The following is a 22,803-nucleotide window of genomic DNA, read 5'->3' on the forward strand; positions in this document are numbered from 1 at the left end:
CAGCCCGTGTTCATGTCAGGCGGATGAGGCCGTAGTCGAAGGCATGCCTGCGGTAGACCACCGACGGCTTGTCGCTCTCCTTGTCGTGGAACAGGAAGAAGTCGTGCCCGACGAGTTCCATCTCGTAGAGCGCGTCGTCGACGGTCATCGGTACCGCGGTGTGCTCCTTGACGCGGACGATCTGACCTGGGATGTACTCGTCGACACCGTCGTCCCACTCCCCGCGTTCGGTGGCCTCGAGCATGCCGGGGTCGCCGACATGCCCCTCCACGGTCAACTGGTTGTCGCGCAGCAGCGGCGCTCCGACCTCGGTGGCCTCGGCCACCGACTGTGGGCGCCGGTTGCCGTAGTGCACGCGCCGACGGTCCTTCACTCGCCGCAGCCGCGACTCGACCTTGTCGAGTGCATGCTCCAGGGCGGCGTAGAAGTTCTCACCGCAGGCCTGCGCACGGACGATCGGCCCCTTACCCGTCGCGGTGATCTCCACCTGCTGACAGACCTTGGACTGTCTCCGGTTGCGTTCGTGGTTCAGCTCGACGTCGAATCGGTAGATCGTCGGATCGAAACGCTCGAGGCGGGCGAGCTTGTCGCCGACGTAGATGCGGTAATGGTCGGGTATCTCGACGTTCCGGCCGCTGAACACGACCTTGGCGATGGGCTCGGCGGGTTCGTCGGCGTCCACCGTTCCGGGTGGGCGGACGAACGCGAACTCCTGGTCGTCGGAGTCGTTCTGGGCGGGTTGGTGGTCGGGCTCGAGGCCCTCCTCCACGGTCGGCCTGGGGTCTGCGATTTTCGGTTCGCGCTGGCCTTTGCGATGGATGACTGTGGACATTCAACTACCTCCTGAATTGTTCCCGGCGGCGGTGGGGTCATCGTGATCTGTTGTCGCACTGATAATTTGGCCGACGCCGAGGATTTGTCCATGCCAGCTGACAGCTGACACTCATCGACAGGGGCATCACCTCCCGAAAATCGGTCGTGTCCGGCGCGGGGACTCAACTGTCCTCCCGGCAACCCGATGTACCCAAGACCGTAGTCGCAAGTTCGGGTATCGGCCACGTTTTGCCCCGCCGCGTCGGGTATCCCGGGACAAGTCGGGACCGAGGGCCCGCGCGCGGTGATCCCAAGGACTCGGACAACTCACCGAACAGGGCGGATCCCTCCACAGGCTCCGCCGGCCACACCTGGCGTGCGGCGCCCGGGTCTACGGTCGGGACATGGTCTGGGGTCAGGTGCCGGCCGCGGCGGCGGATCTGGTCTTCCCGGTGGTCTGCGGCGGGTGCGCACGGCCCGGGACTCCGTGGTGTGCCCGCTGCGAGACCGCCTGGCACGACGCTCCGGTCGCCGCCCGCCCGCGCATCTCACCGGGTGTGCCGGTGTGGGCCCTCGGTCGTTACCGGGGTCCCCACCGGAACGGGATCATCGCCGTCAAGGAACACGACCGCCGTGATCTGATCCCGCCGCTGGGCGCCGCACTCGCCCACGCCGTGCGGGTGCTGGCCGGGTGGGGCGAGCTACCCGACGCCGACCGACTGGCGTTGATCCCCGCGCCCACCCGCCGGCTGAGCGCACGACGCCGCGGCGGCGATCGGGTCGCCGCGATCGCCGAACACGCCGCACCACTCCTGGGTTCCCGTGTGACCGTCGCACCGCTGCTGATGACCGCGGCGACCGCCCGCGACTCCGCCGGACTCGACGCCCGGGCACGTGCTCGCAACCTCGCGGGGGCGGTCCGTCTCCGCGGCGGTGCGCGTCCACCGCACGGTGCCGCGGCGCTCCTGGTCGACGACGTGCTGACCACCGGGGCCACTGCAGCCGAGTCGGTCCGCGTTCTGCACGCCGCCGGGATCGGGGTCGCGGCGGTCGTCGTCCTGGCCGCCGCCTAGGAAGATCCCGCCCCGGCGATCAGGGCAGAACCGGGATCGCCCCGGCGATCATGGCGGGTTCGACCTCGGTCCAGTACTGGTCGGGCTGCCCGTTGTTGCTGCCGAGGCGCAGCACGCCGCGCTGATCCCCGACGTAGATGGTCGAGGCATTCGCCACCACGGCCCGCACCGGTGGGGACACGTTCCCGCTGAGCAGGCCGACCGCCGGGGTGCCGTTGATCGACAGCTGCACCACCGGGGACTCCGGCGCCTCCCGGGCGACGACCAGAGTCGTCGGTGACGCCCAGTCCAAGGACACCGCACGGTTGCCGATGTTGTAGGCCGCGATCCGCGGGCTGGTCAACGACACCTGCCCCTCGGCGTTCGTCGACAGCACGGCGAACACGATCTGCCCGCCTACGACGAGGGCAACCCGGACACCGTCCGGAGCCACCTGCATCTCGGTGATCGCGCCGCGCGCCACCCTCGGGATCGAGGATGCCTCGACCGGGACGGTCTGGGTGCCGTCGTCGTCGCGCTGCCACTGCACCGGCTTCCCGTCGACGGCCACCCACACAGCGTTCTCGTCGGCGCCGAAGGAGGGACGGGTGATGGACACCCCGCTGACGATCGGCCCGACGTCGCCGCCGTAGTCGCCGATCACGCACTCGAGCCGGCGGTCTCCAGCCGTCCGCACCGCGGCGACCCGCGCGCCGTTGTCGGAGATCGTCGCCGCCCGCACGTCGCGAGACGAACCGAGAGGTCCGCGCACCGGCACGGTCGCGGTGTCGGTCACCGCGCGCAATGCGCCGCCGGTGACGACGTTCAGGCCGACGTCGGTGGACGGCACCGCGTTCGGATCGAAGGAGCGGAGGTCGGCGGGTTGCCATCCCGAGGCGCGTTCGGCGGCGAGGGGCGCACCGTCGGCGTCGATCACGTACGGCCCGGAGATGTCGGCGTCGTCGAGGGTCCAGACGATCTGCGCGGCCAGCACCGTCCGATCCCGGCTCGACGCGTTGCCGATGCCGTAGAGGTCGACACGTACCCCGCCGCCGGCGAGGCCGACAACCGGCCCGCGCAGTGTCGAACCGCTCGGGAAGCCGCTGTCCACGGCCGCGGACAGGTCGGCGGCGGGTCCGGCGATGAGCCGGTTGACCAGCACCGTCGGATCGGTCGCCTGTCCTGCGTAGAACCAGCGCGGGTCCGGGACGAGTCGCCGGCCGGTGCGGTCGGAGAAGTAGAGCGAGACCGGACGGTAGGTGTTGTCGAACTGGTCGCGGTCGATCATCGCCCCGTTGGGCAGCGGCCCGTCGATGCGCCACTGGTCTCCCTGGCGGGTCAGGCTGATGCTGGTCTCGACCCGTCCCGACGCCGGCAGCAACTGCCCGTCGGATTTGAGCGTCCCGACGTTGTCGCCGGTCAGCCGCATGCGTACGGAGTCCTCGTTGCGCTGGTCGACGAAGATGCTGATCTCGTCGAGGATCAGGGCGTCACCGCGGTCGTCCCACTGTTGCGAGGCCACCGGGGTCAAGAAAGCGCGCGCGGCATCGTGGCCGGACTCGGGATCGACCGTGGACTTCAAGAACGCGCGGACGAGGGCCTCGGGGTCCATGTCGGCCTGCGGCACCGGGGCCGCGTTGGTGGCACCCTCGCGCTGGAAGGACTTGATGGGCTGCGGTGAGGAGTCATTGGGGATCGACCCGCACGCCGACACCACGACCATCGCCACGGTCGCCGTCGCGACGGCGATCAGGAGCCCCAGAACACTCCGCCGGGGGTGTTCCGGATGACGTTCGACGCTCATTCGGCACCAGCCTCCACACCTGGTGTGCGGCCACCCGTCTTGGCGGCGGCCCGGGGTGCCGAGCCGACGGACTTCAGCGGCAGGGGCGAACCGAGCACCTTGTGGCCACGGACGAGCGGCAACGTCAGCCGGAAGCAGGCACCCTTGCCGGGTTCACCCCACGCCTCGAGTCGGCCCTGATGCAGGCGGGCGTCCTCGATGCTGATGGCCAGGCCGAGACCCGTGCCGCCAGAGCGTCGGAACCGCGACGGATCCGAACGCCAGAACCGGTTGAACACCAGCTTCTCCTCACCCGGCCGCAGCCCGATGCCCTGGTCGCGGACCGTGATGGCGACGGCGTCGCCGTCGGACCGCATCGTGAGTGTCACCGGTTTCCGCTCGCCGTGGTCGATCGCGTTGGCGAGCAGGTTCCGCAGGATTCGCTCGACGCGGCGCGGATCGATCTCGGCGAGCACCGGTTCGGCGGGCAGGTCGAGGACGAGCTCGGTCCCGGTCTCCTCTGCCAGGTGCCGGACGGTGGCCAGCGCGCCGTCGATCGGGATGGCCATGTCCATCCGTTCCGCCGCCAGCTCGGCCATCCCGGCGTCGTGGCGGGAGATCTCCAGCAGCTCGTTGAGCAGCGTTTCGAACCGGTCAAGTTCCTTGTCCAGCAGCTCGACCGAACGCTTCCGTACCGGGTCGAGTTCGTCGCGGCCCTCGTAGAGCACGTCGGACGCCATCCGCACGGTGGTCAGTGGTGTCCGCAGCTCGTGGCTGACGTCGGAGGTGAACTGGCGCTGCAGGCCTCCGAACTCCTCGAGGTGGGTGATCTGCTTCGACAGGCTCTCGGCCATGTCGTTGAACGACATCGCAAGACGGGCCATGTCGTCCTCGCCGCGAACGGGCATGCGCTCCTTGAGACGGCCGTCGGCGAACCGGACGGCGATCCGGGAGGCGGACCGCACCGGGATGACGACCTGCCGGGAGACCAGCCAGGCGATGGCCGCGAGCAGACCCAGCAGGACGATGCTGCCGGTCAGCAGGGTGCCGCGGACGAGGTCGACGGTGTTCTGTTCCGCGGTCAGCGGGAACACCAGATACAGCTCGAGCCCAGGCACCGAGGCGTTGGTGGGGGTACCCACGATCAGGGCCGGCGCCTGTCCGCCGGAACCGTCGGGCACCTGGGTGTACTGGTAGGCCACCTGGCCGCCGCGGACCATGTCCCGCAGGTTCGACGGCACCTCGGCGGTCGGGCCGACACCGCTGGCAGCACTGCTCTCGGACGCGCCGGGGACGAGCAGCACGGTGTCGAAGGCGCCGACCGTGCCGGACGCCTGCCCGGTGTCGGCATCACGGTCGGTGAGCAGCGATCGCGTCTGACGCAGCCGGTTCTGCACCGACATGTTGCCGGCGCCGCTGGACAGGTCGCGTTCCACCGAGATACGGGCACGGTCGATCTCCTCGGTGGCCGCGGCCAGCTTCACGTCGAGAAGGCGGTCGGTGATCTGGGAAACCAGCACGAAACCGAGAATGAGCAGCACAACGACCGACAGCAACAACGTCGACGCCACGACCCGTAGCTGCAACGAGCGCCGCCAGATGTGCCCGAAGGCACGTCCGACAGCGCCGGCAGCGCGGGTGAAACGCCCGAAAGTGCTGTTGACCCGTCGTCGAGATCGACCGATCACGGCGGGCCGGCCTTGTAGCCGACCCCCCTCACAGTCAGGACGACCTCAGGGTTCTCCGGGTCGGTTTCGACCTTCGCGCGCAGACGCTGGACATGCACGTTCACGAGTCTAGTGTCCGCCGGATGACGGTAGCCCCACACCTGCTCGAGGAGCACGTCGCGGGTGAAGACCTGCCGCGGCTTGCGAGCGAGCGCGACCAGCAGGTCGAACTCGAGCGGGGTCAGCGAGATCGGCACACCGTCGCGGGTGACCTTGTGCGCGGGCACGTCGATCTCCACCGGGCCGATCGACAGCAGCTCGGCCGGTTCCTCGTCGGTGCGGCGCAGGCGGGCGCGCACACGGGCGACGAGCTCCTTCGGCTTGAACGGCTTGACCATGTAGTCGTCGGCGCCGGATTCGAGACCCAGCACGACGTCGACGGTGTCTGACTTCGCGGTCAGCATGACGATCGGGACGCCGGAGTCGGCACGCAGCACACGGCACACGTCGATGCCGTTCATGCCCGGGAGCATGAGGTCGAGCAGCACCAGGTCGGGGCGGATCTCCCGCACCGCGGTGAGTGCCTGGGTACCGTCACCGACCACGAAGGGTTCGAAACCCTCGCCGCGCAACACGATCGTCAGCATCTCGGCGAGAGCGGCGTCGTCGTCGACGACGAGGATGCGAGGCTTCATGTGTCCAATGGTGACACCATCGTGATGAAAGCGTGGTGAATGACGCGCCGGAGGCGTACGTTCTCGCCCGATTCGTCCCACCCCATAGACTCCTCCGCGTGGGTCAGTTGATAGCGGTGGAGGGGCTCGACGGCGCCGGTAAGAACACCTTGGTGGCCGGTCTGGTCGAGCGCTGGACGGCGTCGGGCCTGCGGGTCGCGACGTTCACCTTCCCCCGCTACGGGCAGTCGGCGACCGCCGACATCGCCTCGGAGGCACTTCACGGCTCGCACGGCGATCTCCGGGACAGCGTGTATGCCATGGCGCTGCTCTTCGCCCTCGACCGGGCCGACGCCGCCGCGGACATCACCGCGGCGACCGGATCGAACGACATCGTCATCCTCGACCGCTACGTCGCGTCGAACGCGGCCTACAACGCCGGTCGCCTGGAACAGGACGCCGACGGCGAGGTCGTGCGGTGGGTCGCCGACCTCGAGTACGGACGGTTCGGCATGCCGGTCCCCGACCGCCACGTCTTGCTGGGGGTGCCCGCCGAGGTGGCCATGCAGCGTGCCGAGAGCCGGGCCGCCGTCGACGCGAGCCGGGCACGCGATGCCTACGAACGCGACAGCGACCTGCAGCGCCGCGTCGACGCGGTGTATCGCCAACTCGCCGAGGCCGACTGGACGTCCCCGTGGCACCGGTACGACGGCGAGGACATCGCCGCGCTGGCCGGCCTCCTGACCCGCTGACCTCCGACCGATCCGTCGACCGCAAGTCACCCCGACGGGCGTCATTCGGACGTACGCCACCCCGCCGACCGGGCTCTGCCGTCGACAAGGCTCTTCGCTAGCCTGGATCAATGACTGGGGAGGGGGTCGAATGACCTATCAGCCGCCACCACCCGGTGGCCCACCGCCACCGTTCGGGCCCGGTCGGCCCGGGTACCCCCAGGGGCCCGGCCCCGGTGGACAGCGGCCGTATTCCGGGCAGTTCCCGCCCGCGTCGCAGCCGCGACCTCCCTACGGCCCGTACGGAGCCCCGCCGCCCTACGGCGTCCAGAGACCCGGGCCCTATGCCCCGGGCGGCGGCTACGGAGGCCCTCCCGGCGGTCCCCCGCCGCCCGAGCGCAACACCGGCGCGATCGTCGCCTGGATCACCGGCGGCGTCGCCGTCATCGCCCTGGTCGCCCTCGTCGTCACCCTGGTCGTGACGTCGTCCGGACCGGAGGATTCCTCTGTCGCGACAGGTTCGAGCACCTCGTCGAGCACCTCTCCGGGTGGTTCGACGAGCACCGACTCCGACCCCGAATCCGCCGACTACGCAGCGCTTTCCCAGATCCGCGCTGCCCTGCAGAACTACGTGTCAGCTCGAAACGCACGCGACGTCGTACGCATGAAGGCCGCGGTCTGCACGCAGTCGCGGGAGCGCATCACCGGCCCGCCGCCCGCCGAGGACGGCATGATCGTGCTCGACGGTTTCCTCGAGACGGTCTTCGACGGCAACGTCGCCCAATCCGAGGTCGTGTCCCATCTCGAAAAGGGCAGCCGCCGAACCGAATCCGAGAAATCCAAGGAACGGTTCCTGAAGGAACGCGGCTCGTGGATCTATTGCCCTGACGCCGAACCCGACATCGGGGCCTGACCCCAAAACGCCGCAAACCCACCCTTTTTCGGCATTTCCACCCCCAGCGAGGGTGGTGGATCTGCCGAAAAAGGGTGGGTTTGCGTGAGCGGGTTACCTCAGTAGCGGTAGTGCTCCGGCTTGTACGGGCCCTCGACGTCGACGCCGATGTACTCGGCCTGCTCCTTGGTGAGCTTGGTCAGCTTGCCGCCGAGTGCCTCGACATGGATGCGCGCGACCTTCTCGTCGAGATGCTTGGGCAGGCGGTAGACCTCGTTGTCGTACTCGTCGTTCTTGGTCCACAGCTCGATCTGCGCGATCACCTGGTTCGAGAAGCTGTTGCTCATCACGAACGACGGGTGGCCGGTCGCGTTGCCGAGGTTGAGCAGACGACCCTCGCTCAGGACGATGATCGACTTGCCGCTCTCGAAAATCCACTGGTCGACCTGCGGCTTGACGGTGATGCGCTTGGCGCCCGAACGCTCGAGGCCGGCCATGTCGATCTCGTTGTCGAAGTGGCCGATGTTGCCCAGGATCGCCTGGTGCTTCATCTGACGCATGTGGTCGAGGGTGATGATGCCCAGGTTGCCCGTGGAGGTGATCACGATGTCGGCGTTGCCGATCGCGTCCTCGACGGTGACCACGTCGTAGCCGTCCATGAGGGCCTGCAGCGCGTTGATCGGGTCGATCTCGGTGACCTGGACGCGGGCGCCCTGGCCGGCCAGCGACTCCGCGCAGCCCTTGCCGACGTCGCCGTAACCGCAGATAAGGACCTTCTTGCCACCGATGAGAACGTCGGTGCCGCGGTTGATCCCGTCGATCAGCGAGTGGCGGGTGCCGTACTTGTTGTCGAACTTCGACTTGGTGACCGAGTCGTTGACGTTGATCGCGGGGAACGTCAGCTCACCGGCAGCGGCGAACTGGTAGAGCCGCAGCACGCCGGTGGTGGTCTCCTCGGTCACGCCCTGAACCGACTCGGCGATGGTGGTCCATTTGTTCTTGTCGGTCTCGAAACGCTCGCGGAGCAGCTCGAGGAAGACCTTGTACTCGGCCGGGTGATCGTCCTCGGTCGGCGGCACCACGCCGGCCTTCTCGAACTCGGCACCGCGCAGCACCAGCATGGTGGCGTCGCCGCCGTCGTCGAGGATCATGTTGGCCGGCTTGTCCGCCTCGGGCCAGGTCAGCATCTGCTCGGCCGCCCACCAGTATTCCTCGAGGGTCTCGCCCTTCCAGGCGAAGACCGGGACGCCCTTGGGCTCGTCCGGGGTGCCGTGCGGACCCACGACGACGGCCGCAGCCGCGTGATCCTGGGTCGAGAAGATGTTGCACGACGCCCAGCGGACCTCGGCGCCGAGCGCGACGAGTGTCTCGATCAGCACGGCGGTCTGCACGGTCATGTGCAACGATCCGGAGATTCGAGCACCCTTGAGCGGCAAGACATCTGCGTTCTCACGACGCAGTTCCATGAGTCCGGGCATCTCGTGCTCGGCGAGCTCGATCTCCTTGCGGCCGAAGTCCGCCAGGGACAAGTCGGCCACCTTGTAGTCGATCCCGTTGCGGCTGTCGGCCTTCAGCTCGTCCTGAGCAGTCGTCATCTGATCCCCTTGTCGTTCGCTTCGTGCGCCGCGTGTGCAGCGATCTGTGCGTTCGATCCAGGCTATCGGACCATGCCCGCCGAGCCCATGGTCAGGTGTCGGGCCCGGTTTCCCCGGCCGCGACTTCCGCCGTTCCGACCTCCTCACCGCGCTCCCGCCGGGCGAAGACCGAGTTGCGGTAGCCGTAGGCGAAGTACACGACCACACCCAGCACCATCCAGATCACGAACCGGATCCAGGTTTCCACGGACAGGTTCAGCATCAGCCACAGGCAGGCCAGGATCGACAGGATCGGGATGAACGGCACGAGGGGCACCCGGAACCCACGTTCGAGATCGGGCCGGGTTCGGCGGAGGACGATGACCCCGACACTCACCAGGACGAACGCGAACAGGGTTCCGATGTTGACCATCTCCTCGAGGGTGCCCATCGGGAAGAACGCCGCGAGCACACCCGAGACGACGCCTACGACGACCGTGAAGCGCACCGGAGTACCGCGCTTGCCGGTGTGTGCCAGCGATCTGGGCAGCAGTCCGTCGCGCGCCATCGCGAACCCGACGCGGGTTTGGCCGAGCAGCAGCACCATCACGACCGTGGTCAGGCCGGCGAGCGCACCGAGATCGATCACCCAGCCCGCCCACGTGACACCGTTCGCCTCGAATGCCGTGGTGAGGGTGGACCCGGTGACCTCGCCGGTCACCGGATCTGTCTTGTCGGCCAGTTCCGGGTAGGGGACCATCCCGGACACGACAAGACTGACCGCGACGTAGAGGACCGTCACGATGGCCAGAGATCCGAGGATGCCGCGCGGCATCGCCTTCTGCGGGTTCTTCGTCTCCTCCGCGGTCGTGGCCACGACGTCGAAACCGATGAAGGCGAAGAACACCAGCGAGGCCGCCGCCAGGAGGCCGTACCAGCCGAAGGTGCTGCCCTCTGCGCCGGTGATCGCCGAGAACAGTGTCTGGTGGAGGCCGGTGTCGCCCTCGGCCGGCGGAGCGGCGGGCGGCACGTACGGGTCGTAGTTCTCCATCTTGATGTAAAACGCACCGACCACGATGACCAGCAAGACGACGAAGACCTTGATGGTGGTGACGACCAGCGACACCCGCGACGACAGCTTGGTGCCGAGCGCGAGCAGGACGGTCAGCACCGCGATCAGCAGCACCGCGCCCCAGTCGAAGCTGATCGAGTCGGTGAGCTCGACCGATGCCGCCGATCCGAGGATGTTGCCCAGGTAGAGCGACCAGCCCTTCGCGACCACGGACGCAGCGAGAGCGAACTCGAGGATCAGATCCCACCCGATCACCCATGCGACGAACTCACCGAAGGTGGCGAACGAGAAGGTGTAGGCACTACCGGCGACAGGCACGGTCGAGGCGAACTCGGCGTAACAGAGCGCCGCGAGTGCGCACGCGATCGCGGCCAGCACGAACGCCACCGACACCGACGGGCCGGCCAGATTGCCCGCCGTGCGTGCGGTGAGCGTGAAGATACCGGCGCCGACGACAACCGCCACACCGAAGACGGTGAGATCCCACGCGGTGAGGTCTCTGCGGAGTTTGGTGTCCGGTTCGTCCGTGTCGCTGATCGACTGCTCGACCGACTTGACGCGCTTGAACGGGTTACTCATCGTGCCTCCTCGGGCCGAGGGTCGCGCGCCCCGCGATCTTTCCAGGCTATCTCGGACAGACGGTTCGTCGGACGTCGCGCTCGCATCGCGGGCGACGTGCGCCGAGAGGTGGAGCGGTTGCGGATCAGGTGTCGCGGAACGGATGCGGTTGCGCCGCGCGCTCCTCGTCGTCCCGGACGAGATCGGGGTCCTCGAGCAGACCGTCGACCTCGGGGTGACGGTTCAGGAAGATGACGCTCGCGACCAGCCCTCCCCACACGATTCCGATGGAGATGAGGAGCATGACGATGGCGATCCCACTCATCAGACTGTCTCCTTACTGGCCTTGTGGTCGGTTCCGCGAACGCCTTCGGGTAGTGGCGGCCACGGCAGGAAGTCGGGATCGTCGCGCCCCTTCCACGACGGCAGGGACAGACCGACCGCCGCGACGATCACCAGAGCGATTGTGCCCCACCCGAAGACGCTGATGTACCAGGTCGGGTATCCCTCATATCCCTCGTCGATCACCGACCACACCTTCTGGACGAGCATGATCGTCAGGAAGATCGGTGCGACGACGCCGACGAGTCCCAGCCAGATCCTGCCGACCTTGAACGTCGACACCGCGTTCAGGTGGTTGCGCAACATGTCGCCGCGCCGCAGCACCCAGATCAGGATGATCGTCATCAGGATGGCCGAGGAGACCACGCCGACGTTGTTGGCGAACATGTCGACGGTGTCGAGGGCGATGAGACCCGAGGTGGTGGAGAACAGCCCGATCGAGATGAGCCCGCACACCACCGACACACCGACCGCGGCCTTGGTGCGCGAGAGACCCCACTTCTCCTGGATGCCCGCGGAGACACCGATCATCAGCGAGATCAGCGACGTGAAGCCGGCGATCACCAGCGAGCCGAAGAACAGCGCGCCGAAGAACGCCGCGCCGGGCATCTCGGAGATGACGGCCGGGAACGTCACGAACGACAGGATCGGACCGGTGAGCCCTTCCAGATCGGACACCGCGACCTGCTGCTGGTAGGCGAGGAATCCGAGCGCAGAGAACACTCCGATGCCGGCCAGGATCTCGAAGGAGGAGTTGGCGAACGCGACGACGAGCCCGGAGCTCGTCATGTTCGCCTTCCGCCGCTGGAACGACGCGTAGGCGATCATGATGCCGAATGCGATCGACAACGAGAAGAAGATCTGGCTGTACGCCGCGATCCACACGTCGAGGTCTTTCAGCGCCTCCCAGTGCGGGGTGAACAGTGCGTTGAGGCCGTCGACGGCACCGGGCAGCGTGACCGCGCGGATCACCAGTCCGGCGAACCCGACGAACAACAGCGGGATGAAGACGATGTTGACCTTCTCGATGCCGTTCGCGACACCGAGCAGCAGCACTGCGAGAACCGCGAGCCACACCACGATCAGCGGGAGCGCGACTCCGCCGACGATCGTCGTGGAGACCCCCGGATCACCGACCTTCAGGTACTCGCCGGTGAAGAAGGCGGCCGGATCATCGCCCCAGCTCTGGTTGAACGAGAAGAAGAAGTAGCTGAGCGCCCAGGCGATGACCGCCGCGTAGTAGACGCTGATGACGAACAGCAGGCCGGTCTGGAACCAACCGAGCGCCTCGACCGGTTTCTTGATCCGCCGGAACGACAGCGGCGCCGTCCCGCGGAAGCGATGGCCGACCGCATAGTCGAGGAACAGCACCGGGATTCCCGCGGTCAGCAGCGCGACGAGGTACGGGATCAGAAAGGCCCCTCCGCCGCTCTCGTAGGCGACGCCCGGGAAGCGCCAGATGTTGCCGAGCCCCACCGCGGAACCGATCGCGGCGAAGATGAATCCGGAGTTCCGAGTGAAGGTCTCCCGGTTTCCTCCAGCGGCTTTCGCAGACGTCACTGCTACCTCCTCATCGAACGCTGAGTCCGCGGGACACGGGTGCCCCGGGGACTGTCAGGTGCTGACGCTATCGCACTCATCCCCTCGCCCGCGGAGGTTGTGGTCGGCCTGTCGAAACGCCCACGGGCGGACACCGCGTCATTCGGACAGACGACGACAGGGACCCCGCGTGTGACCGCGGAGTCCCCGTCGATTCAGCTCACTCAGGCGAGCGATCGGAAGCCGCTCGCGATGGAGGAGTCGGTGTCGGACATGGTGCGGCTGGCGTTGGTGACGCCGTTCTGCAGCGCCATGAGACGCTCGCGCGACTGTGCGAAGGCACGGTCGAAGTTCGCCTGGGCCTCGATGTAGGCGGCCTTCGCCTGCGCCGAGTTCCAGTTGCCGTCGAGCGCGGCGACCTGGTTCTTCAGCTGCGTGTTCTGGTCGTCGAGCTGCTGGAAGGCGCGGCCGAGCCCACTGCTCAGGTCGCCCAGGGCCGCGAAGTCGTAATTGATGGTCATGAGAGTGCCTTTCGAAGAGAGGGTGGGAAGGTCAGACGCCGAAGTGCCCGGCGGCAGCCGAGTCCTGGTCTTCGTAACCGGCGAAGCCGTTGGTCATCTGCGCCTTGATCTGATCGAGAAGCTGGTTGAGCGTGTTGGCTTCCTTGTTCCAGTCGGTGTGCGTGCCGTCGAAAGCCGCACCCGCCTTGCCCTGCCACGTCGGGGTGGTGTTCGCAGCGTGCTTCTGGATCACCCCGATCGTCTCCTTCATGTCCGCGACGATCCCGCCGACCGCCGCTGCGGTGGCCTGACCCTCCGCGACATCGACCTTCACTCCGGCGCCGCCTGCTCCCGGCAGATTCAGCATGAGTTCTCCTCCTGTGTAACGGCACCGTTTGGCGATGCCCCCGTTGGTATCCGTGACACAGATACCGCTGACAGTTGTCTCCCGCGGAGGTATGGACCGCGAGATCCCCCGACCCCGATCACGTCGACCACGTCCCGTCCGGGAGGGTCTCGATCAGCAGGCGCACGGCCTGCGCGATCCGATGACCCGAACCCGGCGAGAGGGTGGTCCACACCCGACCGTCCGGAGACTTGCTGGGACTCGACACGATCCGCCCCCGGGCGGTGTCGAAAACGGCCAGGGCCCCAGAAGATTGGGAGAATCGTCCGTCCTCGTTCGCAGAGGCGACGATCTCGGTGCGCACCCGGCAGGACGCGAATGCCGAGGAGATGACGACGGCATCGGACAGCGGCGCGCCGAGCGTGTACAACGCGTCGGTGATCTCGGTGGCCGATCCGCTGCGTCCGAGACCGTCGACCAGGTCGTCGGTGGGAACCGAGAACGACGTGAACTCGCACGCGGCGGCGTCGTCGAACCGGGAACGCAGGAGGTCGGCCACGGCATCGAGGTCGGCGACCTCGACGACGGACAGGTCGAGCCGGTCGCCCGCACGTTCGGCCAGAACGTGCTCATAACCCCTGCGAGCCAGGCAAATCCGTCGCACGCCGGTCTCGGTGAAGCCGCGCATCTCGATCTCGCGTTCGGGCCGCGACAGAACGCGGAGAACGGTGGCCAGCCACGGCACGGGTTCGTCGTGGTCCACCAGGTCGAGGGCGGCGATGGCGGCATCGCTCTCGCGGTCGGCCAGACGCTGTGCGGTCTCGTCCGCGGCGCCGACGGGCATGTCGAGGACGACCGGCCAGGTCTGCACGCCGAAACGATCGCCGAGTCGGCGCAGCACGGCCGCGTCGAGCGCAACGGGGGCGTCGTGGGTCGTCATCATCATGCGCGGTCCCCCGGGTTCCCGAGCAGCAGCTTCTCCGAGAGGTACCGCGGATCGACCTTCGGAGACTCGGCGTCCGACGCCGAGACATAGTAGGCCGCAGGACGATCGGAGGTCTCGATGTCCGCCCACGTCAGCGGCGCGTCGAGGCTGTCCGACGCGCGGGCCAGGCTTTCGTCGGTGGGTGCCGCCTCGGATTCGACGGCGACACTCCGGATCGTGGCACCGCGATCACCGGTCGCCGCCATCCCGGGTGCCATCGGTGGCGGCACGCCGGGCCCCGGCGTGGTGGTCGAACTCGTGGGTGCCGAAACAGGGGTGGCGGACGGGGATCCCGCACTCGCCACCACAGTCGGCGCATACCGGAGCTTTTCGGCGGGCGGCGGATACACCCCGGGCATCGCACCCAACATCGGCGGCATGGCCGGTGTAACCGGAGGTGTGACCGTGGGCGGGGCGGCGGCACGGACCGCGGCGGCCTCCTCCGATGCGAGGGCTTCTCCGGACACCAGGTCGGGCGCCCGACGGGAGGACGGCCACGGCTTGCCCACGGGCTCCGTCGCATTCTCGTACGTCTGCATGACGCGAGCGGCGCGCATTCGTTGTTGAGTCATCACGCGTTCGGCCTCGGCCGCGGCCCCGGCGATGATGGGGGCGACTGCCGTTGCGGTGGTGGCGATCTCGTGGAACTTCTCCACCATCTCGACCTCGGCGAGGTTGGGCATGTTCAGGCGCGCGACAGTGGTGGCCGCGGCCTGCGCCTCCGCACGGACGGCGTTCTCGGCGGCCTCGGTGGCGGTCTCGGCGAACCACGGCGCGAGCTTCGTCAGTTTCTCGAACGCTGCACTGGTGTGCGCGGATTGCCAGTGCACGCCCAGCCGTCCGAGTACCGCCGCGTATTCGATCCCGGCTTCGCCGATCTCGGTCGCGAGTGACGCCCACGCGGCCCCCGCCTCCACCAGGGGCGCGGGCCCCGGCCCGGCGCCGAGGTCGGCGGCCAGTTGTTCACTGGTACGTGAGTCCCAGTTGACGCCGGTGAAGCCGGCTCTGGTCGTGCTGGTCATGATCCCTCCCCTCTGCTGGGCGACGCGTCTGATGCGATGTCCGAGTCGGGCTGCCGCAGCGGCGGCAGCGGTCAGTTGTGTCGGATCACACCTGGAGCTTGAAGGCGGCGGCCGCCTCGGCCTCGCCTTCGAGGAAGCCGGAGGCCTGCGCCCGTAGCAGCGCGGCGATCTTGCGGAGCTCGAGAACGCCGCCGGCGGTGTCTTTTTCGAACTCCCGGGCGACCGTCGTAAAGCTGGCCGCGGTTGCGGTCGACACCTCGTCGCGCCCCTGGGCGTCGACGGTGAGCTTCGGCCCCGCACCGTTCAGCGCCAGCTCGAGCCGATCCGCGATCTTGTCGAGATCGACTGCAGCCGAGATCAACTCGGCCGGTTCGACGCGAAGTTGTGCGTTGCTCATGCTTCCTCGTTTCGTGTCAGACCGGGAACGCCCAGCCGTAGTTCGATGTCGGGACCCGAATCGGCCTCGGCCGCCTCTTCGTGGCCGATGACCGCCGGTGCGACCTCGGGGTCGTCACCGACCACCGCACGCCCGTTGTCCTCGGTCACGAGGTAGTCCGGCACGCTGTGCTGGCCTTCGGAGGCGCCCGCCCCGCGTGCACCGGCGCCGGCCGCACCCATCGGGGCGCCGCCCATCGGCATCGCCGCGGGCGTGGTCGAGACACGCGGGGCCGCCGACGATCCCAGGGCGGGTTCGCCGCCGCCGAAGCCGGTCGGCACCGTCGGCCGGGAGGCGCTCAGCGGCGTCATCACGCCGGCGATTCCGCCGCCGCCACCGCCGCCTCCACCTCCGCCGCCGCCTCCGGCACCCTTGGCCTTGGTGAGCGGGCTCCCGGCGGGCGCGACGATCGCCGAATCCGGATTGACGCTGAGCATCTTGCTGATCGGCTGCATGAGCGTGGACGGCAGTTCGGTGGCCGTCGACACCGCCGGGGAGACCACGTCGAGGACCGAGCCGGCCAGGGCGAAGGGTGATTGCCCTGCACCCGCGGTCGGTGCGCCGGTGATCGCGACCGGCGCACCGTTGGCGGTCATGGCCGTCGTGGGGGCGAGCAGTTCGGCCCGGGTCACGGCGACCGCCGCGGTGGCCAGCTCGAGCCCGGCCCCGGCGACGACGGCGGCGGTGCTGAGTCCGACCGCGATCGCCGGGCTCATGATGACCGGCACCAGAGCCGAGATCTTGGCGACCGTCGCCGCGACGATGCCCTGCACCACGGCCAGCCCCTTGGCGACGATGGCGGCAGCCATCTTGGTGTCGACCGAGATCCCGGACCCCTGCGCGGCCAGGGCAGTGCTGTTGGTTCCGGCCTCGGCGGTCTTGGTGGCCGCACCGACCGCACCCTGACCCGCCCACAGCTGATCGGCGAGCTTGAGTGCGCTCTGCCCCATCGTCATCGACGTCTCGAGCACCTTGGTGAGGCTGTCGAAGATGATCGTCGGGTCGAAGCCGGCGCCGCTCAGGTCACCACTGCCGAAACCACCGAGCAGATCGGTGATCGGCTTGATGAACATGTCGAGATCGGGCGGCTGCATCGGCGGCAGCCCGGGCATCGGCGGCAACGGCGGCAGTACCGGCAGCGGGGGAAGCCCAAGGCCCCCGAGCACATCCGCGACCGTGCGATCGAGAATCGGTCCCAGCGGACTGGCATCGATCATCTCCTGCACGGTCATGTGACTGAGCGCAGGTACATCCGGGACGCCGGGCAACGGGCCCGGCAACGGAGGGAACGGGGTCACAGCACCGAACGGATCGCCGCAGCGGTCGCGGCATCGGTGCCTTCGTACTCGGCGAGACCCGCGACGGTGGAGGCGGCGGTCGCGGCGTGTACCGCGGCGAGCTGCCCGACCGACATCAGATGGTTGGCCTGCGCGAAGATGAACGACGCGAGGAACTCCTGCCCGATGAGGCCGAAGACCGGGACCATTGCGGCCGTGTTGGCGGCGGCGTCGATCGACCCGGCCGTCCCGATTGCGGAAGCCATCGCCGCATTCGTCGCCGCGAAGCCTTCGAGCGCCTCGGATGTCACTTTCACGTTCGTCATCGCAACCCCCTTGTGAGTGCAAGTCCTGTCGATCGACCGTCTGTCGGCCGGTTCACGTCATTCACCCGCCGGACGGGCGCCCAGCATGTCGCCGAATGATTCGTTGAAATCCTCGGTCACCGATGCCACCCGCGCGTAGACCCGTTGTGCGGCAAGAGCCGACGTCGCCACGATCTGCTCACCGAGCCGGGTGGCGCCCAGTTCGTTCGCGCCGTGTGCGAGTCGGAGGTCGACCAGGGCACCCTTGGCGTCCACCTCGACCGTCACCAGGCCGTCGGCCGAGGTCACCGTCACCGCGATCGCCTCGAGGTTCTCCTGGAAGGACCGCAGGCCGTCCAGCTGACGGGCGGCACGTGCCTCGAGTTCGTCCATCGCCCAACTCATCGGCGCAACCACGACGTCATGGCGTCGGCTTCCTCGTCGTCACGTTCTTCTGCCGCGGCCAGGTCCTCGGGCTGCGGCAGCTTCATCTCGTTGACGAGATCGCGATCCACCCCGGCCGCGAGCAGGTTCTCGCGCAACCGGATTCCGGCCGACATCGCGGACTGCTTGCAGAGGCGCAGGATGTCGGCGGCCAACAGTTCCGGATGCTTGTCGAGTTCGGTGGAGGCGATGCGCACGGCCACCGGCAGGCCTTGGGCCGTCGTCCGGACGGCGATACCGCCCGAACGCGAACGCGCTTGCGAGAACTGGTGGACGACGGCCCACGGATCGTCGCCGGCGCGCGCATCCTCGGAATGCGCTGCCGCCCCTTCGGTGTAGCTCATAGAAGCCGAACCCCCCTTCACGCCGATTTAGACGCAGACGGGGTTCCTCCCGGTTCCATCGAATTCCCGTTCGATGAAACCGCCTCCCCCAGATACCGGTTCACCGGGTCGTCGACCAGCCACGACCACGGCGCCGCCCCGCCTCGCACCTGGGGTTCAAGTGCCTGATCCTGCCACAACTCGATCAACGCCACCACACGCCGAATTCGGTATGTAGAAGCGAGAGTGTGAGATGAACTGTGGATCTCGTCCGAAATCCTCTCATACCCTTGGGTAGACTCTCGGCGACGCTGCCGGAGTCGGTCAGAGTGCAAGCAGATCGCACCGAGGATCGATGCCTCATCGATCCTCGCATGCTGCCGGTGATCATGCTCGCGCACAGATCACGGCTCGCCAGGTCGGCCCGGCCGCAAGACCAGAGGATTCCCCGATGACGTACGAGAACTCGACGACGCCCGACGGCGCCGATGCACCGGCACCGCCCCCGTGGCTGCAGTTCGCGCCGCCTCCGCAGGAGCCGACACCGGGGCCGCAGCCACCGTCGGCGCCTCGGACTCCCGCGAACGACGGCCGGGAGACGGATTTCCCGCCGGCCCCCGGCATCGCGCCGCCGAATCCCGTTCCGGCGCCGCGCCCCGATGCACCGCGCCCACCGGAGGAAGCAACCGCCGGCGCCCACACGCCGCCGGCCCCGGAACCCGCCCGTTTCCCCGACACGCCTCGAGGACGGGACTTCCACACGCCGCCCGCCGGCCCGCCGTTCGGGCCGGGACCCATGCCCACGTTCGACCACACACCCCCGCCGGCGACCCACCAGCCGCCACCGTTCCCGCAGACCGGGGCTCCCGGCCCCGCACATCCCGCCGGTCCGCCGGTCGGGAACGGCCAGATGCCGCCGGGACAGTTCGGTCCGGGCCCCGGACCCGCACCCGCGTATGCGGCCCAGCAGGCGCCCGCGGGTTACGGTCCGCCACTGGGTGGTCCGTCGCTGGACGAGGTCGCACTGATCCGCAAGGCCCGACGCGCACCGAGTCGCGGCTGGCGGCGCGCCGTCCACACCATGTCGGCCGGTGCCATCAATCCCGGTGAGTCGCAGGGCGACATCGCCTACCAGCAGCTGCTCGAACGGGTGAACCGACCCGTGCGCGGCGACTACCGCATCGCGGTGCTGTCGCTGAAGGGCGGCGTCGGAAAGACCACGACCACCGTCGGTCTCGGCTCGACCTTCGCCTCCCTGCGCGGGGACCGGGTGATCGCCGTCGACGCCAACCCCGACCTCGGCACGCTCGCGCAACGTATCCCGCAGCAGACGCGTTCGACGGTCCGCGACCTGCTCGCCGACCAGAACGTGTACCGCTACTCCGATGTCCGGGCCCACACGTCGCAGGCCCCTAGCCGACTGGAAGTACTTGCCTCCGAACGCGATCCGGCGATGGCCGAGGCGTTCAACGAGGACGAGTACCGCGGGGTCGTCACCATCCTGCAGCGGTTCTACAACATCATCATCACCGACTGCGGCACCGGTCTGAGCCACTCGGCGATGAACGGTGTCCTCGACCTCGCGAACACGATCATCCTCGTCAGCTCACCGGCGCTCGACGGCGCACGCAGTGCCGGCGCCACCCTGGACTGGCTCGAGGCCCACGGCTTCGGTCACCTCGTGTCGCGGGCCGTCGTCGTGCTGAGTTCGTCGCGTCCGGGGTCGTCGACCATCGACACCGACCAACTCGGTCAGCACTTCCTCACCAGGTGCCGTGCGGTCCACAAGATCCCGTTCGACGACCATCTCGCCGAGGGCGCCGACGTCGACCTCGAACTGATGTCGAAGGCCGCCAAGCGGTCGTTCGTCGAACTCGCGGCCACCATCGCCGACGACTTCTCGGGCACCACGCTGCCGCGGGAAGAGCCGTACCTCGGGTAGACCGCCGGATCAGCGCTCCTCCGGCGGCGCCTCATCCTCGGGCGGTGTCACGTCCATTGCGGCGACGACGCCCTGCCGGCGTCTCGTCGCCCGCCAGCGTCGCGCGGCGTGGACGGACATCGGCACCACCACCGTGAGTACCGACGCGATGATCAGGATCTCGATGTTGTCGCGGATGATCGGCACGTTGCCGAGCAGGTACCCGGCCACGATGATCCCGCCCGCCCACGCGAAGCTGCCCAGGACGCTGAAGAACGTGAACGCGCGGTAGGGCATCCCGCTGAAGCCCGCGGTGAGGGGCACCAGCGTGCGGACGATGCCGATGAACCGGCCGAAGAACACCGTCAACGGCCCGAATCGGTCGAAGAAGGCGTTGGTCCGCGTCACGTACTGCGGCCCGATGCGCTGCATCATCCGACCCTCGACGACGCTGCGTCCCAGGCGGCGACCGATGAAGTAGCCGCACTGGTCCCCGGCGATCGCCGCGAGCGCCACCAAGGGGACCACCAGCCAGACCGGCGCGAACGGGTCCGGCTGCGCGGCGAACACACCCGCGGTGAACAGGAGCGAGTCCCCGGGGAAGATCACGCCGATCAGCAACCCGGTCTCGACGAAGACGAGGACGCACAAACCGATCAGGCCACCGGTGGCCACGAAGGACTCGACGTCGAACGGATTCATCAGGGCCCACAGTAAACGGTTCGCGCAGGTGAGAGCGGTGATCCGACCGAACGACCCCGCGGGCCGCGGTGGCGTCGCCGGGGACGGCCGGTCGGGTCATCCGTCCCACCCGACCGCCGACGCGCGAACTCCACGCAGGTGGGGTTTACTCGACCGTAAGCAGCGCACCTCGAGCAAGAAGGGGGAACCACAATGCCGTCGAGGACCCCCGGTCCGTCGAAGCCACCGGCTCCGGCCCTGCGTCCTGTTTCGGACACCGACGTTCGCATCGAATATCACACGATCCACGGTTACCGCCGCGCCTACCGGATCGCCGGCAGCGGTCCGGCGCTCCTGCTCATCCACGGGATCGGCGACAATTCGTCGACGTGGGACGAGGTCATCCCGATCCTGGCGCAGCGCTACACGGTCATCGCGCCGGACCTCCTCGGCCACGGCCGCTCCGACAAGCCGCGCGCCGACTACTCCGTCCCCGCGTTCGCCAACGGGATGCGCGATCTGCTGGTCGTCCTGGGCCACACCAAGGTCACCGTCGTCGGTCACTCCCTCGGCGGCGGCGTGGCCATGCAGTTCTGCTACCAGTTCCCGCGATTCGTCGAGCGTCTCGTCCTCGTCGCGGCCGGCGGGGTGACGCGGGAGGTCAATCCTGCCCTGCGCCTCATCTCGCTGCCCGTCGTGCACCAGGCCCTGTCCGCGCTGCGGATTCCGGGCGTCGTGCCGGGACTGCGAGTCGCGGCCAAGGCCGTCGCGGCCGCCCCGGTGCTCCCGTTCGCACCGGTGACCGCCACACCCAAACGCCTTCTCGCCGACCATGAGGACCTCATGCGCGTCCTCGGCGATCTCGCCGACCCAACCGCCTACGCGGCGTTCCTGCGAACCCTGCGGGCCGTCGTCGACTGGCGCGGACAGTCGGTCACCATGCTCGACCGCTGTTACCTCACCGAACGACTCCCGGTCCTGCTGATCTGGGGCGACGAGGACATCGTCATCCCCTATCACCACGCCGAACTCGCCCACTCCGCGATCCCCCACTCGGAACTCGAAACATTCGAAGGCGCAGGACATTTCCCGTTCCGCGACGACCCGGAACGGTTCTGCCGGGTGGTCATCGACTTCCTGTCGCGGCACGACCCCATCGTGTTCGATCCGCTGAACTGGCGGCATCTGCTGTCCGAGGGCGCGCATCCGCAGGACTTCATCGACGACGAGGACACACTCGAGATCGTCATGGAGGCCTTCGAGGACGAGCGCAACGCGACCTGAGTCGGCGCACCGCCGTCCTCCGTCACAGGTCTGTGCAACCATGAGTCCATGACCCACCCGGGCGACGGGCCGGACGGTACGACGCCGTTCGGCCACCAACCTTCCGAGTACGACTCGAGCCCCGGTTTCGCCGTGCCCGGGTACGGTGCGCCACAAGCGAATCCGGCACCGTATCAGTACGGCGGCGCACCGGTCCCCGAGCAGCCGCTCGTCGTCATCGGCGACATCACGTGCACCCAGAACTTCGTCATCACGCCGTCGGGTACCTGCCCCATCGCCGGTACGCAGTGGATCGTCACCGACATGTCCGTGTCGACCGAACGGATGTCACAGACGGGGCTGGTACTGGCCATCGTGGGCTTCTTCATGGTGTGCTTTCTCAGCCTGCTGTTCCTGCTGATGAAGGAACGCAGTACCACCGGATACATCCAGGTGACCGTGCGCGGCGCGGGCGGCTTCCTGCACGTCACCAACATCCCGGCGTATTCGCCGGTCACCATGGGTGACGTCTCGGGTCGCGTCAACTACGCCCGCACCCTTGCCGCGATGGCCTGACCGCACGACCCGACACGACCACACCGA

Annotated in this window: 24 protein-coding genes; 6 read left to right on the plus strand and 18 right to left on the minus strand. The window is 68.3% G+C overall.

Annotation, left to right across the window (positions count from 1 at the left end; translation table 11 throughout):
• Positions 1–10 precede the first annotated feature (10 nt).
• Positions 11–832, minus strand: coding sequence for a ribosome hibernation-promoting factor, HPF/YfiA family (gene hpf, locus GOALK_RS17380; RefSeq protein WP_006360153.1), 822 nt, complete (start codon positions 830–832; stop codon positions 11–13).
• Positions 833–1,217: 385 nt separating this feature from the next.
• Between hpf and GOALK_RS17385 the strand changes: the two genes are divergently transcribed.
• Positions 1,218–1,886: a ComF family protein gene (locus GOALK_RS17385; RefSeq protein WP_006360154.1), complete on the plus strand. Its 669-nt coding sequence runs from the start codon at positions 1,218–1,220 to the stop codon at positions 1,884–1,886.
• Positions 1,887–1,905: 19 nt separating this feature from the next.
• Here the strand turns inward: GOALK_RS17385 and lpqB are convergent, their stop codons facing one another.
• Genes lpqB through mtrA form a run of 3 tightly spaced genes read right to left on the minus strand, consistent with a single transcriptional unit; the run spans position 1,906 to position 6,010 of the window.
• Positions 1,906–3,669, minus strand: coding sequence for an MtrAB system accessory lipoprotein LpqB (gene lpqB, locus GOALK_RS17390; protein ID WP_006360155.1), 1,764 nt, complete (start codon positions 3,667–3,669; stop codon positions 1,906–1,908).
• Positions 3,666–5,336 (minus strand): MtrAB system histidine kinase MtrB, encoded by a 1,671-nt coding sequence (mtrB, locus tag GOALK_RS17395; RefSeq protein WP_040004318.1) that lies wholly within the window; start codon positions 5,334–5,336, stop codon positions 3,666–3,668. Before mtrB ends, lpqB begins: the two co-directional genes overlap by 4 nt.
• Positions 5,333–6,010, minus strand: a complete 678-nt coding sequence (gene mtrA / locus GOALK_RS17400) for an MtrAB system response regulator MtrA (RefSeq protein WP_004023513.1) — start codon at positions 6,008–6,010, stop codon at positions 5,333–5,335. Before mtrA ends, mtrB begins: the two co-directional genes overlap by 4 nt.
• A gap of 98 nt (positions 6,011–6,108) precedes the next feature.
• Here mtrA and GOALK_RS17405 point away from each other — a divergent pair, with 98 nt between their 5' ends.
• Together GOALK_RS17405 and GOALK_RS17410 are read left to right on the plus strand one after the other, a co-directional pair.
• Positions 6,109–6,741 carry a dTMP kinase gene (locus GOALK_RS17405; RefSeq protein ID WP_040004319.1) on the plus strand — a complete coding sequence of 211 codons (633 nt, stop codon included), beginning with the start codon at positions 6,109–6,111 and terminating at the stop codon, positions 6,739–6,741.
• A 130-nt stretch (positions 6,742–6,871) separates the two neighbouring features.
• On the plus strand, positions 6,872–7,633 hold the full coding sequence (locus GOALK_RS17410; protein ID WP_006360158.1) for a hypothetical protein: 762 nt from the start codon (positions 6,872–6,874) through the stop codon (positions 7,631–7,633).
• A gap of 98 nt (positions 7,634–7,731) precedes the next feature.
• Here the strand turns inward: GOALK_RS17410 and ahcY are convergent, their stop codons facing one another.
• The 13 genes from ahcY to GOALK_RS17475 all read right to left on the minus strand — a co-directional run bounded on the left by ahcY (position 7,732) and on the right by GOALK_RS17475 (position 18,356).
• Entirely contained in the window at positions 7,732–9,207 is a 1,476-nt protein-coding gene (gene ahcY / locus GOALK_RS17415) for an adenosylhomocysteinase (RefSeq protein WP_006360159.1), read from the minus strand.
• 91 nt (positions 9,208–9,298) lie between these two features.
• A complete protein-coding gene (locus tag GOALK_RS17420) occupies positions 9,299–10,837 on the minus strand; it encodes an amino acid permease (RefSeq protein WP_006360160.1) in 1,539 nt (512 codons plus the stop codon).
• A 124-nt stretch (positions 10,838–10,961) separates the two neighbouring features.
• A complete protein-coding gene (locus tag GOALK_RS17425) occupies positions 10,962–11,141 on the minus strand; it encodes a methionine/alanine import family NSS transporter small subunit (protein WP_006360161.1) in 180 nt (59 codons plus the stop codon).
• Positions 11,141–12,718, minus strand: coding sequence for a sodium-dependent transporter (locus GOALK_RS17430; RefSeq protein WP_006360162.1), 1,578 nt, complete (start codon positions 12,716–12,718; stop codon positions 11,141–11,143). The genes GOALK_RS17425 and GOALK_RS17430 overlap by 1 nt, the downstream gene beginning before the upstream one ends.
• A gap of 203 nt (positions 12,719–12,921) precedes the next feature.
• Positions 12,922–13,218, minus strand: a complete 297-nt coding sequence (locus GOALK_RS17435; protein ID WP_006360163.1) for a WXG100 family type VII secretion target — start codon at positions 13,216–13,218, stop codon at positions 12,922–12,924.
• A 31-nt stretch (positions 13,219–13,249) separates the two neighbouring features.
• Positions 13,250–13,564: a WXG100 family type VII secretion target gene (locus GOALK_RS17440; protein ID WP_006360164.1), complete on the minus strand. Its 315-nt coding sequence runs from the start codon at positions 13,562–13,564 to the stop codon at positions 13,250–13,252.
• Positions 13,565–13,682: 118 nt separating this feature from the next.
• The gene (locus GOALK_RS17445) at positions 13,683–14,489 is read right to left on the minus strand and encodes an ESX secretion-associated protein EspG (protein ID WP_006360165.1); all 807 of its coding nucleotides are present in this window, start codon (positions 14,487–14,489) and stop codon (positions 13,683–13,685) included.
• The gene (locus GOALK_RS17450) at positions 14,486–15,550 is read right to left on the minus strand and encodes a PPE domain-containing protein (protein ID WP_006360166.1); all 1,065 of its coding nucleotides are present in this window, start codon (positions 15,548–15,550) and stop codon (positions 14,486–14,488) included. The genes GOALK_RS17445 and GOALK_RS17450 overlap by 4 nt, the downstream gene beginning before the upstream one ends.
• Positions 15,551–15,635: 85 nt before the next feature.
• Entirely contained in the window at positions 15,636–15,947 is a 312-nt protein-coding gene (locus tag GOALK_RS17455; protein WP_006360167.1) for a PE family protein, read from the minus strand.
• A complete protein-coding gene (locus GOALK_RS17460; RefSeq protein ID WP_006360168.1) occupies positions 15,944–17,284 on the minus strand; it encodes a hypothetical protein in 1,341 nt (446 codons plus the stop codon). The genes GOALK_RS17455 and GOALK_RS17460 overlap by 4 nt, the downstream gene beginning before the upstream one ends.
• Positions 17,281–17,589, minus strand: coding sequence for a type VII secretion target (locus GOALK_RS17465; protein ID WP_006360169.1), 309 nt, complete (start codon positions 17,587–17,589; stop codon positions 17,281–17,283). Before GOALK_RS17465 ends, GOALK_RS17460 begins: the two co-directional genes overlap by 4 nt.
• 57 nt (positions 17,590–17,646) lie before the next feature.
• Positions 17,647–17,961, minus strand: coding sequence for a YbaB/EbfC family nucleoid-associated protein (locus GOALK_RS17470; RefSeq protein ID WP_006360170.1), 315 nt, complete (start codon positions 17,959–17,961; stop codon positions 17,647–17,649).
• Positions 17,962–17,969: 8 nt separating this feature from the next.
• On the minus strand, positions 17,970–18,356 hold the full coding sequence (locus GOALK_RS17475; RefSeq protein ID WP_006360171.1) for a hypothetical protein: 387 nt from the start codon (positions 18,354–18,356) through the stop codon (positions 17,970–17,972).
• Positions 18,357–18,786: 430 nt separating this feature from the next.
• On the opposite strand from GOALK_RS17475, the gene GOALK_RS17480 reads away from it, so the two are divergent.
• Positions 18,787–20,277, plus strand: coding sequence for a MinD/ParA family ATP-binding protein (locus tag GOALK_RS17480; protein WP_006360172.1), 1,491 nt, complete (start codon positions 18,787–18,789; stop codon positions 20,275–20,277).
• A 9-nt stretch (positions 20,278–20,286) separates the two neighbouring features.
• Here the strand turns inward: GOALK_RS17480 and GOALK_RS17485 are convergent, their stop codons facing one another.
• Positions 20,287–20,958, minus strand: coding sequence for a DedA family protein (locus GOALK_RS17485; protein ID WP_006360173.1), 672 nt, complete (start codon positions 20,956–20,958; stop codon positions 20,287–20,289).
• 192 nt (positions 20,959–21,150) lie between these two features.
• Between GOALK_RS17485 and GOALK_RS17490 the strand changes: the two genes are divergently transcribed.
• On the plus strand, positions 21,151–22,221 hold the full coding sequence (locus tag GOALK_RS17490; protein ID WP_006360174.1) for an alpha/beta fold hydrolase: 1,071 nt from the start codon (positions 21,151–21,153) through the stop codon (positions 22,219–22,221).
• Between the two features lie 48 nt (positions 22,222–22,269).
• The gene (locus GOALK_RS17495) at positions 22,270–22,776 is read left to right on the plus strand and encodes a hypothetical protein (protein WP_006360175.1); all 507 of its coding nucleotides are present in this window, start codon (positions 22,270–22,272) and stop codon (positions 22,774–22,776) included.
• The last annotated feature ends 27 nt before the right edge of the window (positions 22,777–22,803 follow it).

Origin of the sequence: Gordonia alkanivorans NBRC 16433 (assembly GCF_000225505.1) — a bacterium.
In the GTDB taxonomy this organism is placed as follows: Bacteria; Actinomycetota; Actinomycetes; order Mycobacteriales; family Mycobacteriaceae; genus Gordonia; species Gordonia alkanivorans.

Excerpts from the sequence above, each read along its gene's own strand:
- hpf (WP_006360153.1), bottom strand. The coding sequence starts at position 832 with ATGTCCACAGTCATCCATCGCAAAGGCCAGCGCGAACCGAAAATCGCA.
- GOALK_RS17385 (WP_006360154.1), top strand. The coding sequence starts at position 1,218 with ATGGTCTGGGGTCAGGTGCCGGCCGCGGCGGCGGATCTGGTCTTCCCG.
- lpqB (WP_006360155.1), bottom strand. The coding sequence starts at position 3,669 with ATGAGCGTCGAACGTCATCCGGAACACCCCCGGCGGAGTGTTCTGGGG.
- mtrA (WP_004023513.1), bottom strand. The coding sequence starts at position 6,010 with ATGAAGCCTCGCATCCTCGTCGTCGACGACGACGCCGCTCTCGCCGAG.
- GOALK_RS17410 (WP_006360158.1), top strand. The coding sequence starts at position 6,872 with ATGACCTATCAGCCGCCACCACCCGGTGGCCCACCGCCACCGTTCGGG.
- ahcY (WP_006360159.1), bottom strand. The coding sequence starts at position 9,207 with ATGACGACTGCTCAGGACGAGCTGAAGGCCGACAGCCGCAACGGGATC.
- GOALK_RS17420 (WP_006360160.1), bottom strand. The coding sequence starts at position 10,837 with ATGAGTAACCCGTTCAAGCGCGTCAAGTCGGTCGAGCAGTCGATCAGC.
- GOALK_RS17425 (WP_006360161.1), bottom strand. The coding sequence starts at position 11,141 with ATGAGTGGGATCGCCATCGTCATGCTCCTCATCTCCATCGGAATCGTG.
- GOALK_RS17435 (WP_006360163.1), bottom strand. The coding sequence starts at position 13,218 with ATGACCATCAATTACGACTTCGCGGCCCTGGGCGACCTGAGCAGTGGG.
- GOALK_RS17440 (WP_006360164.1), bottom strand. The coding sequence starts at position 13,564 with ATGCTGAATCTGCCGGGAGCAGGCGGCGCCGGAGTGAAGGTCGATGTC.
- GOALK_RS17445 (WP_006360165.1), bottom strand. The coding sequence starts at position 14,489 with ATGATGATGACGACCCACGACGCCCCCGTTGCGCTCGACGCGGCCGTG.
- GOALK_RS17450 (WP_006360166.1), bottom strand. The coding sequence starts at position 15,550 with ATGACCAGCACGACCAGAGCCGGCTTCACCGGCGTCAACTGGGACTCA.
- GOALK_RS17455 (WP_006360167.1), bottom strand. The coding sequence starts at position 15,947 with ATGAGCAACGCACAACTTCGCGTCGAACCGGCCGAGTTGATCTCGGCT.
- GOALK_RS17465 (WP_006360169.1), bottom strand. The coding sequence starts at position 17,589 with ATGACGAACGTGAAAGTGACATCCGAGGCGCTCGAAGGCTTCGCGGCG.
- GOALK_RS17470 (WP_006360170.1), bottom strand. The coding sequence starts at position 17,961 with ATGGACGAACTCGAGGCACGTGCCGCCCGTCAGCTGGACGGCCTGCGG.
- GOALK_RS17475 (WP_006360171.1), bottom strand. The coding sequence starts at position 18,356 with ATGAGCTACACCGAAGGGGCGGCAGCGCATTCCGAGGATGCGCGCGCC.
- GOALK_RS17480 (WP_006360172.1), top strand. The coding sequence starts at position 18,787 with ATGACGTACGAGAACTCGACGACGCCCGACGGCGCCGATGCACCGGCA.
- GOALK_RS17485 (WP_006360173.1), bottom strand. The coding sequence starts at position 20,958 with ATGAATCCGTTCGACGTCGAGTCCTTCGTGGCCACCGGTGGCCTGATC.
- GOALK_RS17490 (WP_006360174.1), top strand. The coding sequence starts at position 21,151 with ATGCCGTCGAGGACCCCCGGTCCGTCGAAGCCACCGGCTCCGGCCCTG.
- GOALK_RS17495 (WP_006360175.1), top strand. The coding sequence starts at position 22,270 with ATGACCCACCCGGGCGACGGGCCGGACGGTACGACGCCGTTCGGCCAC.